We start from the raw sequence: 13267 nt of genomic DNA on the forward strand, positions 1-13267 counted from the left end.
CTTAGCTTGCGTTGGCTTTGACTTCGGCCGCAATCTGGGCGATTGCATCGGCGTTTTCCATGATGTTCTGCGTAATCTTGTACGAACAGAATTTCGGTCCGCACATGGAGCAGAATTCCGCTTCCTTGAATACGTCCTGAGGAAGCGTTTCATCGTGATATTCACGGGCGCGTTCGGGGTCGAGGGCGAGTTCGAACTGACGGTTCCAGTCAAACGCGTAACGCGCGTCGCTCATCGCGTCGTCAATGTCACGCGCCCCTTTGCGTCCCCGGGCGATATCGGCTGCGTGGGCCGCGATTTTGTAGGCGATGATCCCCGCCCGGACGTCTTCGGCGTTCGGCAACCCCAGATGCTCTTTGGGGGTGACGTAACAAAGCATCGACGCCCCGTGCCATCCGCCGACCGCCGCACCGATGGCCGAACTGATATGGTCATACCCCGCCGCAATATCGGTCACGAGCGGCCCCAGAATATAGAACGGTGCCTCGTGACAGTATTCGCGCTGGATTTTCATGTTCCGCTCGATCTGGTTGAGGGGGACATGCCCCGGCCCTTCGATCATCACCTGGACGTTTTTCTCCCACGCCCGCAGCGTCAGTTCACCCAGTACCTTCAGCTCGCCCAGCTGCGCTTCGTCCGAAGCGTCGGCCAGACAACCCGGGCGGAGGGAATCGCCCAGCGACAAAGAGACGTCGTAGCGGGCGCAGATGTCGAGAATCTCATCGTACGCCGTATAAAACGGGTTCTCGCGGTGGTAGTGCATCATCCATGCCGCCATCAGCGATCCGCCGCGGCTGACGATCCCCATTTTCCGTTTGGCAACCTTGGGCATCGTCTCAAGGAGGAATCCGGCGTGGATCGTGAAATAGCTCACCCCCTGCTGCGCCTGGCGTTCCAGGACTTCGAGCATTTTTTCGATGGTGAGATCCTCGATTTTGTTATTCACGTCGTGGAGGATCTGGTAGATGGGGACGGTTCCGATGGGAATTTTGGAATTGGCGATGACCGCTTTGCGGATCTCATCCAGATCGCCGCCGGTCGAGAGGTCCATTGCGGTATCGGCTTTATAGTGCTGGGAAACCTGGATCTTCTCGATCTCCCCCTGCACGTCGCTGGCGATCGCGGAGGAACCGATGTTGGCATTGATCTTGCAGCGTGCGGCGATTCCGATCGCCATCGGCTCGAGGTTGGTATGGTTGACGTTGGCGGGGATGATCATCCGGCCGCGGGCTACTTCGGAGCGGACCAGTTCGGGGTCTAAATCTTCTATTTTGGCAACGTACGCCATCTCTTCGGTAATGATGCCCTGTTTGGCATAATACATCTGAGTACGGACGGCATCGTTTTCTCTTTTGGCGACCCATGCGCTTCTCATCGTGTGCTCCTTGCATTTCTCAAAGCTGTTTCGGACTTATAAATAAGACCCCCTAAAAGGGGCGTATCAGTTTGAATGTATGTTAAAAATTTCAAGATGGTTTAGGAAAAGAGCCTCTCTTCGCACCCTTGATTCTTCTAGAATTTAACACAAACAAGATAAAAAAAAGCTTTTTGAGTGTATAATTTCGTAACAGTTTTTCAAATAGGATACAATTTGTCTGATTTGACCCTGATTTTTCTTGCCGCGGGCAACTCGAGCCGTTTCAAAATTGCCGTAAAAAAACAGTGGCTTCGAATCGGGCACGATCCGCTGTGGCTTCATGTTACCAACCGTATCAAAGAATCCCTGCCGGGTGTCAGGATACTCATCGCCGCCCATCCCGAAGAGATCCCATTCATGCGCTCCATGTGCGATTTCACCCTCATCGGGGGAGGAGCAACCCGCCAGCAATCGCTCAAAAACGCCCTCGAGCATGTTGATACCCCTTACGTCATGGTCAGCGACATCGCCCGCTCCTGCATCGACCCCTCGCTCATCGGGCGGCTGCTCGACGCAAAAGAAGAAGCCGACTGCATCGTACCGGCGCTCGATGTCGTCGATACGGTCGTCTACGGCGGCGAAACGATCGAGCGAGACCGGGTAAAACGCATCCAGACGCCCCAGCTCTCCCGTACCGAAGTATTGCGGCATGCGTTGCAAAGCGACATCGAATATACCGATGACAGCAGCGCGATCGTCGCTGCCGGAGGTACGCGCCGTTTTGTCGCAGGGGATGAATCGGCGGCCAAAATCACCCATGTCTCCGACCTCGCGGCGGGAGAATGTCTCCCTCCCCCCTCTTCGGCCGTCTTTACGGGCAACGGGTTTGATGTCCACGGTTTCGAAGAGGGCAAACCGATGATGCTCGGCGGGGTCCGCATCGATTCCCCTTTCGGTTTCAAAGCGCACAGCGACGGCGACGTCGCGATCCATGCCCTGATCGACGCGCTGCTGGGTGCGGCATGCCTGGGCGACATCGGGATGCTTTTCCCCGATACCGACGACACCTACAAAAATATCGACTCCAAAGAACTTTTGCGCGAATGCGTCGCGAAACTTCACCGTTTCGGGTTTGTCATTCTGCACGCCGATGTGACGATCATCGCCCAAACTCCGAAACTTGCACCCTACAAAGAGGCAATGCGCCAAACTTTGGCATCATTAATGCTTCTCCCTCCTGCATGGGTCAACGTCAAAGCGACGACCACGGAGCATCTGGGGTTTGTCGGGCGCAAAGAAGGCGTCGCCGTCATGGCCACAGCATCGGTACACTATTTTGATTGGAAAAACGGATGAACGTATTAATTATCGAAAATGAGATCTATCTCGCCCAAAGCATCGCTTCGAAACTGAGCGACCTGAACCACAACTGCGACATCACCAGTTCGGTCAAAGAGGGGCTTCGCGGCGTCCCCTACGACGTTGTCCTTTTGTCGACCAACATCAGCGGGCAGGACATCTATCCCGTCATCGAGACGTACAAAAATTCCGTCGTCATCCTGATGGTCAGCTACATCAGCAACGACACGGTTTCCAAGCCGCTCGCCGCGGGGGCCAAAGACTACATCCTCAAGCCCTTCATGATCGAAGAGCTGATCCGGAAAATCCAGCATTTCCAGCAGCACGAACGGCTCAAACGCCAGAACCAGACGTACGAACGCTATCTCACCCATACGTTCAACGCCATCAACGTCCACGAAGATCTCGATAAAATCGAACTCCCCCTTTTCATCTGCAGCAGTTACCAAAAATACGCCGACGCGTTCGCGTTCCGCTACGCCGCCCATCACGACAAACCGATCCAGTTCATCTCCCTCTCTTCGGCCAAAGCATTCAGTGACATCGCCGCCATCGGGGAGGATTCGGTCCTCTACATCACCGATTTTCAGAACCTCAAAAAAAGCGAACACAAAGCGTTTTACGATCTGATACAGGAACGCTCCTGCATCATCGCCAGTACCGATCCGGTCGACCATCCCCCTTTCCGCGTCATCGAGATCGAAAGCGACAACCACCTCTTCGACCAGGGAGAGATCCTTCCGATCGAAGAGTACGTCAAATACATCATGATCCATTTCCAAAACCGGTTCCCCGACACCGAGCTGTCGAAGAAACTGGGAATTTCGCGCAAAAGCCTATGGGAAAAGAGAAAGAAATATGGCATCGTCAAGAAAAAATAGATCTCTCTACATCGACCAGGAAGCGGTCTCGGCCCTGACACTGCTCAAGGCGGGAAAACTCGACCCCGTCAACCGCCTTATGAACGAGGAGCAAAGCAAAGAGGTCCTCAGCAGCGGCATGTTCAAAGGGAAAACCTTCCCCTTCCCCCTCATCCTCTCCCCCAGCGGGCGGGTGAACGAAACGGTTCTCACCAGCGCCAAAAAAGGGGAACTCCTCGAGCTCGTATGCGACGGCTCGGTCGTCGGCGAACTGTGCGTGGACGAAGTGTTCCAGATCGATCCCAAAGAGCGTCTCCGGCAGATTTACGGCACCGACGATCTCTCCCATCCCGGGGTCAGCGCCACCTACAAACGTCTCGGGAAATACGCCATTTGCGGCGATTATACGATTGATCTCTCTCCCGTGGAAGCGCTGCAAACAATGATCGACGAAGCCAAAAACGAGATCGGCGCGCAGCACGCGACGGCGATGTTCATGGCGGCCAATCCGCTTCACCGTGCCCATGAACGGCTGATCCGCCAGACTCTTGAGGGGACGGACATGATCATCATTTTCCTCCTCAAACCCTACAACAACGCGAACCTCAGCTACGATCTGCGCTACGAAACGCTGAAGTTTTTCGTCGATAACTATCTCCCGCGCGGTCGCGTCGTCGTCATTCCGCTGGAGAGCAGTTATATCTTCGCGGGGTGCAACGAAGTGATCCTCGATGCGATCGTTGCCAAAAACTACGGGTGCGACCGCCTCATGATCGGCCAGAACCATGCGGGAATCGGGATGTATTACGACCACAACGCCAACAAATCGGTCGTCGACCGGCTGGTGGGCATCGACATCGAAGTGGGCGTTTCGAGCGAATACGTCTACTGCAACCAGTGCAAAACGCTCGTCAGCGTCCAAACCTGCCCCCACGGCCACCATCACCATATTTCGTACCATTCCGAGTCGATTCTCGAGCTGATGCAGCAGGGGCTTTTGCCTCCCGCCGTGCTGGTGCGCAAAGAGATCTCGTCGATGATCGTCGCGTCGCTCTATCCGGGACGGTTCAAAAACCTGGCCAAACTTTATTACGACATCATGCCGGTCAACGGGCTGCTCGAAGAACATACCGAAAAAGATTTCTACGTCGAGCTGATGCGGCTTTACCAGACAACGTCGCTGAATTAAAAGGAGTGGTATGAATTTTCGATGGTTTTTTCTGACGGGCGCCTACAGCGGTCTTTTCCCCAAAGCACCCGGAACCGCGGGAACCCTCGCGGCATTGCCCGCCGGTGTCGCGGTTCTCGCCTATTTCGGCTCCCAGACTCTTTTTCTCGCATCGCTTCTGATCACCCTCATCGCCCTCAAAGCGATCAACGCCTACGAAGCCCAAAGCGGTATCCACGACGATAAACGGATCGTCATCGACGAAGTCGTCGGGATGTGGCTGGCTCTTTCCATCGCGCCCGGTGCCACGTTCGCGTGGCCGGAACTTGCCCGGTGGGAGAACGGCCTGATGGTGCAAATCGTACTCGCGTTCCTCTTTTTCCGTCTCTACGACATTAAAAAACCTTCGGTCATCGGCCGTATCGACCGTGAAGCCAAAGGAGGATGGGGCGTCATGGGCGACGACATTCTCGCCGGTTTCGCCGCGGGAATCAGCTCGGCCATCGTCTGGCAGCTGCTCCTCAAAACACCCCTCTTTAGCTGACGACCCGGTTTCTTCCCCCCTCTTTCGCGGCATAGAGTTTTTCATCGACACGGTGCAAGAGGCTGTCGGAGGTCTCCCCGATATGCCATTGCACGACGCCGAACGAGCAGGTCAGACGTTCAAGCGGTGCGAAACGGTGCGCTTCGATCCGTGCGCGAAGCGTTTCGGCCAGTTTTGACGCCGAAGCAAGCTCGTTGTCGGGCAACAGTACGACCAGCTCTTCTCCCCCCCAACGCGCGACGATATCACTTTTCCGAACGCTCTGCGAGAGGAGGCGTGAGAGCTCTTTGAGCACTTCGTCGCCCACTAGGTGACCGTAACGGTCGTTAACGTCTTTGAAATGGTCCACATCGACGAGAATCAGCGAAAAAACTCTTCCGTATCGGCTGGACATATGGATCGAATGCTGCAGCGCCTTATCAAACTGAAAACGGTTGGCAAGCCCCGTCAAAATATCCTGCGTCGCCAGTTCGTTGAGACGTGTGATGTCGGTGAATACGACGACGTGGCGGACGTTTCCTTTGTATTCCATTTTTTTCGAGTTGACCCGAAAAATCGTGGTTTCCCCGTTGATCGTCATTTTCACCTGATTCTCTTTGTTCTCGTTCGCCAGCAGATAATCGGTCCAGATCATCCCCTCCATCACCGGCATCAGGTACTGTTCGGTCTCTTCCGATTCGAAAAAATTGCAGATGCACTGATAGGCCTTTTTGAATTCGGCCAGGGTTTTAAACCGGAAATAGTCGAAAAAGGCCCTGTTGGCGTAAATGATCTCTTTCCCGTCGGTGACGATGACGATGTTTTGCTGTGAATCGAGAATCGTATTGATGTAACGCTCCTGCAGATCCACTTTGCCGATCAGGGCGCCGAAGGTGTATTCGATGACCCCCCAAAGCAGCGCCACCATCGTCAATGTAACCAGCAGGCTCCCGATCAGTGCGTCCGAAATCGACTGATTCGCCCCCGTCACGTCGTTGATCGTCACGATCATCCCGAAGGTACGGCGTTTCGTATCTTTGAGAAACAGCGGTGTGACTTCGTATTCGCGGTGTTTGTAGCGGACGGTGCGGGGGAGAAGTCCCGGATTTTTCTGTGCAAAGAGCTGCATGATCTCTTTTTTCTCCGGGAGCACGCTGCTGTAATAAAAGCTGTCGATCCCTTGAGAATAGAGTTTGCGGTCCGCTGCCCCGAGCCATTCGCGGTGCAGCAATACGATACTCTCCGACCCGGTCGAATCTTTGATCTTTTTGACGAAGTAACCGCTGTCGACCCCGTATTCGACCGCACCGATGTATTTTCCCTGATCAAAAATCGGCATGATGACCCGGAATGCGATCCCTCCGAGCCCACCTTCGAACCCGGTGACCATTTTGTGTTCGCGGTGGATCTCCTGAAGCATCGGGCGGCGTGATGCGATGTCGTCGCCGTATTTCTCTTTCAGGTGGACCCGCAGGATGGAGCGCCCGTCGGCGGCATGAAACTGCATGATGTGCAGATAGGGGTTCTCTTCCTGCAGAGCTTTGTATCGGGGGAGAATGAGGCGGTAGAGCGTTTGCGTATCCCGCGCTCCGATCGCTTCCATCACGCCGGGTGTTTCAAGGGTGGCGCGGGTGCGGAACCGGTAAAGCTGTTCGGTGTCGTGTACGATCGAATCGAACGAAAGGCGGATGTTCTCCGAAGAGCGTTCGCTCCGTTCTTTGGCGAACTGTTTCTCCTGCGAGATATGGTAGAAAGTCAGTGTGGCCGAAACGACGATGACGATCAGCGCGATGATCAGTTGTACGCGTAACTTGAAATTCATCCGCCCTCCACCTTTTTTGGCACTATACGGTTTAGATCAACATCGGTTCGTCGGTCGGTTCGATCTCTTCGAAATCCTGAACGATCTGATCAAGCATCGCCTGTGTCTTTTTTATTTTACTGATATTTTCATCAAAAATCGACTTGGACGCGGGAAAAGCTTCCGAAAGTTCCTGATAAATGAGGATCCGCCCCCCGAAATGGCGGTTAAACTCGTCAAACGCCCTGCGGAGATACTCTTTGGACGTCGTATGGCGGAAAAGAGCTTTGATCATTTTTTTACGCTCTTTGATCGGCAGAGACTCGTCGATCGCTTCGGCGACACGCTTGATGTCCAGACGCGAAAAGTAAACTCCGCTGTGGTAGGGGGCCAGCAATTTGTCCGCGAGTTCATCGACGAATCCGGGGACCGGCTCTTCCACCTCTTCGTGTTCTTTGGTCGTATCGCAGCTGTCGCTGTCGCACTTTCCGCGTATAAACTGGTCGAATTCGGCTCTCAGATCGCTCAGGTCGTGTTGGTTCATTGTCGTTTCTCCTCTGTAATTAGATCGTAAAAATAACGGGTTGCCGCCATCAGGGCGACATCTTCGTCGAATGCTTCGGCGTATTTTTCCAGCGCCGTGGGAGTGATCAGATCGCCGATCAGCTGCCCCTCTTCGATGCGGATCAGATCGCAATACCCCTGCGCCTTTGCCGCATCGGTCGCACCGTCAAGCAGCGCGTACGCTTCTGCCTGGTACTCGTTGGCGATCACCGCGCCGCTGAGCTTGGACGAGCGCATCTGCGAAACGGTAAACGTTACGTCATCGGGGCGGATGTTCATCGGGATAATCATCGCGTTCATACCGTTTTCTTTAAACAGTTTGTTACTCACGGCCGCAAAGCGGCTGCTGTGGGCATTTTCGGCGATGTAGCCGAACAGTTTCGTCTCAACCGTAATCGAATTGTCGTTGTTCATCATGGTTTCAGTCCCCACAATTCCATAGCTTCTTCCTCTTCCAAGCGGCAACGGCGGCAGATTTTTTCTCCCCCCACCGAGCTGAACAGACCGCTGCATTCGTCGCATCGTCGGACCGAAAACGTCACCAGGTTCTGTACGGAGGGTTCGTACCACTCTTTGAGGTTGTATGACGTCGATACGCTGATCGCGCCGCTCTCGCACACATCGTGGCACAGATGGCATTTGACGCACAGAAACGGGTCGAAATCGATTTTGCTGTTGCGCAGGTCCGACGTGAGTGCTCCGGTAGGACAAACGCGGTAGCACATTTCACAAGCGGTGCATTTGGCTTCGTCGAGCAGTTTCTGCGACGTGAAACTCACCGCGTCGGCCGAAACGACATGGTACGTCTCCGGCCGTTCGGTTCGTTTGAGCGCCGTAAAAAAAAGTTTCCGACGGTCGGTGATTTTTTTGGTTCGCAGCCCCTGGGTATCGAAGCTCCCGATCGAACATTCGACGAATTCGTCGGTCGATTTCTGCACTTCTTTTTCAAAATCGGCTTTGACCTTGGCGATCCCTTTGAGATGGAAATGCCTGAAAAAATCGCGCCGCTGCGCTTCCCCCGGATCAGGTTCCGTCTCATCGACGTATCCCAGCGGTACAAGGGCGAGCGCGTTTTCCGATCCCACCGCTTCGAGCAGGTAGGCGACGTTTTCGACTCGCTGCTCAAGCCGCCGCAAAATCGCCTCGCCGATTTCGCACGCCCCGCAATGTCCCGTATCGAGCACGACGTTTTTTTTGAGTTGGGCCAATGCGATCAGATGTTCGTCGCTCAGCGCCCCCAGGCAGGGAACGTTCTTCTGGCACGATACCGTATTCCCCGGCTCGGCGGCAAACGAAAAGAAAAACTCGGTAGCGCTGAAATCTTCCAACGCAAGAGCTTCGGTCGGGCAGACGGCAGCGCACGCGTTGCATCCGACGCAAAGCGAATGGTTGATGGCGGGCAGACGCCCTTCCAGCGACACGGCATGCGTCGGGCAGACTTCGGCACAGCCGTTACAGGCCGAGTTGACGCTGAGGGCGCGAACGCATCGGGCGGGAGTCAGATGTAAAAGGCCCATATCATTCCGAAACGGTTTTACTCAGCATCTCGTTGTCCGAGAGGATGAATTCGAGCGCCATCTCCGCCGCATCGTAATAAAGCGGGGTACGTGCTTCGTATTTCATGTTGATCAGGTACATCGGCGCCCATTTGAGCAAGTGGGTGTTTAAAAATCGGTGCTGGATTTTCATCAGCTCCGCCGACGCCTCAAGATCGTCTTCGCCCAGGGCTTTTTTCTGCGCTTCGCACAGGTGGTGCATGAACTCCAATTCGATGCCGATGTGGTCGGCCGAAACGACGCGGGCGATCTCGTAATCGACGATAAAGCCGTACGCGCTGTACATGTCGGTAACCGGGTTCGCCCCGCCTGTTTCGATCATCTGGTCACTGCGGGTGTAAAAGGTCTCGTAGGGGACCAGATGCAGAATCGAGAGGTTGACGAAATCGGGGTTGAGATACTCATCCAAAAGCTGCTGGTTTGGGAGACTCAGACGCGGTTCCCACTCTTTCCAATGGGGAAGAAAATCCAAAACCGTTTCGTCGGTTTTAAACGTCTGAAGCGTCTGCGCGTCCAACTCTTGGAGAAGTACCCGTGACAACAGTCCGTAAATATTGCTTCGTGCGATGATTTCATCCATACGGTATTACCTTTAAAAATATACTGGTGGGATTTTAGCTTATCGGGCTGAAAAGCTCATAAGAAGAGGCGCCTACTCCCCGGAGGAAGCCTCCGGGGAAGTTTGGCTTAGCCTTTGATGGAAACGTCGTACGCGGTTGGGTCAAGGCGGACCCAAGGACGTTTAATGTGGCGTGGACGACGGATGGTCGATCCCGCATCCAGACCGCGGCTGAGCTGGTCACGCCACGCCTGGTAGACTTTGAGATTGTTTTCGTAGTTGACGAAAATATCCCCGATTTTGTCTCCCGCCTGCGCCGGTTCGAGGAGAACCTTGTGGTGCCAGCAGTGCATGCCCGATACCGGGTCCGGATGGGCCGCAGCCACGGCATTTTGCCATGAGCCCGAAAGACCGTCCCACCATACGTTGACGGAGTCTGCGTTGTACTGACCGAAACGTTTCGTTTCGAACGGCTTGATCCCTTCGACGTATTTGAGTTTTCCGACTTTTCCGTCCATCTGAACTTCGGCGACCGGAACACCGAAGCTGTTCAGACCGGTGGTGCCCTCGTAATCGTCGATGACCGTCTGGGCACCTGCACGTCCGGCATTTTCCGGAGACTCTTTGAGGAACTCTTTGTTGTTCAAATCGCGCGGTGCCGTACCGGTAGCGACCTTACCGTCGGAAACCCCGTTGGGAACCGCAACGGCGTTGGTCAGTTTCCAGCGTCCGCCGTGGTGGGAACATGCGAGAGTACCGGGGAGAACGCCCTCGGTCGGAACCGCCATCGCAACGAAGAATCCGCTCTCAAGACCCGAAACGGTGTCGACGATTTTGACACGGATCGCGTCACCGCGTTTGAATCCGAGACGTTTCGCGTCGACGGTATTGATCCAGATCGGATCGTGGTTCTGGCTGATCTCCATCAGGTGTTTGGAGTTCGCCGAACGGGTGTGAATGTTGTACGGCAGACGGAAAACGGTGTTCAACGCGAACGCGTTTTCTTCTTTCATGTACATGTGGTTGACGTGCGATACGATGTGCTCCATCTCCGCTTTCTCTTTGTCGTTACGCGGATAGAACGGTACGGCGTATTCCGCCCATTTCCACTCGGCAAACCACTGAGAATAGAACTCGAGTTTTTTCGACAGCGTCGCAAAACCTTCGACTTTTTTGCCGTCGACTTCGACCCCGATCGCCGAGCGGTGACCGTGGTGATCCGCAGCGGTGATGACGCCGCCCGCACCCACGCTCATCGACGCCGCGTCGAATTTGTGCCCGTGAGCGCTTACTTCGCCGTTTTCAACTTTGAGTTCGCGTTCCATCGCATGGTAGATTTTATCCTCTTCCATCCAGACACCGTGGTCGCGCAGATAGGCATAAACCGGGAATTCCTCGTTCATGTAGCGAGGATCGTTCGTTGCCGTCTCTTTGAGTTTCGGGAGGTTATCCCCGAATGCCGCGTCGTACCACTCGGCAATCGTAACCGGTTTGCCCGGATGGCGTTTGGATTCCCACATTTTTCGGACACCGAGGCTTCCGTCGGGATCGACGTAGTTGACGCACAGGTCAAACCAGAACTCGTTCTCTTCCCATACTTCGCCCAATCCGGCTTTGATGTGCGCTTCGAGCGTCGCACGGACCGGATTTTTCGGTTTCCAGCCCGATTTTTCGAGCGCTACACGCAGTACCGGCTGGCGGAACGACGTCCAGCGTGCCGGCATCGTCGCTTCGGAGTGCTGGTCGTGACGTTCGCCTGCCAGACCGACGGGGAGAACATAGTCCATGTACCAGTTCGACTCGGACCATACCGGAGAGAGGTTCATGGTGAGTTCCATAATCTCTTCGTTTTTCAGCACTTCGATCCAGCGGAAACCGTCCGGGTTGATCCACACGGGGTTGTACATACGCGGGATATAGACGGCGAGCTTGCTCGGAACGTTCAATCCGCGGTCGTTCCATTTTTTCTGCCACTCTTTATCGCTCAAAAGGTGCGGCAGCAGGTAAGAGAGTTCGTACGTCGACAAAGGCCATTCCGGCGGCCATGTCAGTTCGTTCCACACTTTGACCTTCGGTACGTCCGCACCCGCGACACCCTGTCCGACGGTTGCGCTTCCGCCCTTGCCCGAAACAGAGATAACGTGCCAGTGGTGGAAGAAAGTTCCCCCTTCCGTTCCGATACCGCCGCGCAGGGCGATCGCCAGATACGCCGCCCGTCCGCTCATCCATCCGCCGCGGTTCCCCGCTGCGGTCGCACGCCAGATGTACGTCGAAATCGCGTCTCCGGCCCAGATGAACATTTCGTAGAGTTTCTCGAGTTTGTACGCCGGTACATGGGTCTCTTTGACCGCAAATTCAAGCGTATACGGAGAGTAAAGCTCTTTCATCAACTCCATGTAGCTTTCGAAGCTTTTGTCCGCCGGTAATTTAGAGATATACCCTTTTTCGACCATCAGGCTCAGCTGGCGGTCGTCGTTCATCAGAACGTCCCAGTTGAACCATTTTTTGACGAATTTTTTATCGGCTTTCCCTTCCTGGAGGATGCGGTTGACCAGATAAAGGTAAACAACGGGCTCGGTTCCCGGCCATGCCGCGATCCAAAGGTCCGCCATCCCCGCCGAGTTCGACATACGCGGGTCCATAACGACCATTTTCGCACCTTTTTTGCGTGCGTCGGCGATAAAAGCCGCAGACTGCGCAAAATAGTGTCCCGCATCCGCTGCGTGCGACGAGTTGAGGAAAATCAGTTTGGCGTTCGCCCAGTCGGGGCTCGTACGGTCGTCGTTCGCCCACTGGATCGTCGGTGTACGGCCGTTGGATGAACAGATGTTCGTGTGGGAATTGTACGAGTCAACCCCGAGCGTTTCCCAAACCTGCGGAACGAAACCGTTTTCGTTCGGGCGCCCGACGTGGTACATCACCGATTTGCGCGAGAGGTCGTCCCCTTTGCGGAGGGTGTCTCCCATTTTTTTACCGATGGTGGTCATCGCTTCGTCCCAAGTCGTACGGATCCATTTACCTTCTCCGCGCTTGGAACCCGGAGCACGTTTGAGCGGGAACGGGATACGGTCGGGATCGTACATCTGCGACTGAACCGCGTACCCTTTACCGCAGTTACGTCCGCGTGATGCCGGGTGGAGCGGGTTACCCATGTATTTTTTGACGACAAAAGTCTTTTTGTCGATCCATGCCGTCAGACCGCACGAAGCTTCACAGTTCGAACACGCCGTAGGGACGATCATGTAATCGTTGACGTAGATACCTTCGGGGTTCTCTTCGCTCTGAACGCCGTGGCGGTCGATACCGCCCCGTTTCCAGTCGACGCCGTCAAGCTCCTGGAAATGGTTCCACTGATCCAGCGGCGGATAGAACGAGAGGCTGTCCGGCGTATTGGTAAATTTGCTCTTTTCGACCGATTCGGCGACCGCGTCGGCGGTAAACACCCCTTTCGCGATCGCGGCGCCCGTTACGGTTAACGCGGCGCCTTTTAAAAATGTTCTTCTACTTTCCAAATACATCA

General features: G+C 54.9%; 11 protein-coding genes. 4 read left to right on the forward strand and 7 right to left on the reverse strand.

Annotated features, from left to right (window positions below):
* Nucleotide 1: 1 nt before the first annotated feature.
* Entirely contained in the window at nt 2-1375 is a 1374-nt protein-coding gene (gene thiC / locus AB1763_00325) for a phosphomethylpyrimidine synthase ThiC (protein ID MEW5831266.1), read from the reverse strand.
* Between the two features lie 216 nt (nt 1376-1591).
* On the opposite strand from thiC, the gene AB1763_00330 reads away from it, so the two are divergent.
* From AB1763_00330 to AB1763_00345, 4 genes are read left to right on the forward strand one after another with little or no spacing between them, the layout of a single operon-like run.
* On the forward strand, nt 1592-2713 hold the full coding sequence (locus tag AB1763_00330) for a bifunctional 2-C-methyl-D-erythritol 4-phosphate cytidylyltransferase/2-C-methyl-D-erythritol 2,4-cyclodiphosphate synthase (protein ID MEW5831267.1): 1122 nt from the start codon (nt 1592-1594) through the stop codon (nt 2711-2713).
* A complete protein-coding gene (locus AB1763_00335; GenBank protein MEW5831268.1) occupies nt 2710-3597 on the forward strand; it encodes a response regulator in 888 nt (295 codons plus the stop codon). The genes AB1763_00330 and AB1763_00335 overlap by 4 nt, the downstream gene beginning before the upstream one ends.
* Nucleotides 3575-4765 (forward strand): sulfate adenylyltransferase, encoded by a 1191-nt coding sequence (locus AB1763_00340; GenBank protein MEW5831269.1) that lies wholly within the window; start codon nt 3575-3577, stop codon nt 4763-4765. The genes AB1763_00335 and AB1763_00340 overlap by 23 nt, the downstream gene beginning before the upstream one ends.
* Nucleotides 4766-4775: 10 nt before the next feature.
* Nucleotides 4776-5288: a phosphatidylglycerophosphatase A gene (locus AB1763_00345; GenBank protein MEW5831270.1), complete on the forward strand. Its 513-nt coding sequence runs from the start codon at nt 4776-4778 to the stop codon at nt 5286-5288.
* On the opposite strand, the gene AB1763_00350 is transcribed toward AB1763_00345, so the two are convergent.
* The 6 genes from AB1763_00350 to AB1763_00375 all read right to left on the reverse strand — a co-directional run bounded on the left by AB1763_00350 (nt 5281) and on the right by AB1763_00375 (nt 13265).
* Entirely contained in the window at nt 5281-7089 is a 1809-nt protein-coding gene (locus AB1763_00350) for a diguanylate cyclase (GenBank protein MEW5831271.1), read from the reverse strand. The genes AB1763_00345 and AB1763_00350 overlap by 8 nt on opposite strands.
* Before the next feature lie 31 nt (nt 7090-7120).
* Complete coding sequence (locus tag AB1763_00355) at nt 7121-7612, reverse strand: hypothetical protein (GenBank protein MEW5831272.1); 492 nt, start codon at nt 7610-7612, stop codon at nt 7121-7123.
* A complete protein-coding gene (locus tag AB1763_00360; GenBank protein ID MEW5831273.1) occupies nt 7609-8049 on the reverse strand; it encodes a hypothetical protein in 441 nt (146 codons plus the stop codon). Before AB1763_00360 ends, AB1763_00355 begins: the two co-directional genes overlap by 4 nt.
* Nucleotides 8046-9149, reverse strand: a complete 1104-nt coding sequence (locus tag AB1763_00365; protein MEW5831274.1) for a 4Fe-4S binding protein — start codon at nt 9147-9149, stop codon at nt 8046-8048. Before AB1763_00365 ends, AB1763_00360 begins: the two co-directional genes overlap by 4 nt.
* A 1-nt stretch (nt 9150) precedes the next feature.
* Nucleotides 9151-9768: a molecular chaperone TorD family protein gene (locus tag AB1763_00370; protein MEW5831275.1), complete on the reverse strand. Its 618-nt coding sequence runs from the start codon at nt 9766-9768 to the stop codon at nt 9151-9153.
* Nucleotides 9769-9875: 107 nt separating this feature from the next.
* The gene (locus AB1763_00375) at nt 9876-13265 is read right to left on the reverse strand and encodes a molybdopterin-dependent oxidoreductase (GenBank protein MEW5831276.1); all 3390 of its coding nucleotides are present in this window, start codon (nt 13263-13265) and stop codon (nt 9876-9878) included.
* Between the last annotated feature and the right edge of the window lie 2 nt (nt 13266-13267).

It is taken from the genome of Campylobacterota bacterium (assembly GCA_040752835.1).
In the GTDB taxonomy this organism is placed as follows: Bacteria; Campylobacterota; Campylobacteria; order Campylobacterales; family Sulfurimonadaceae; genus Sulfuricurvum.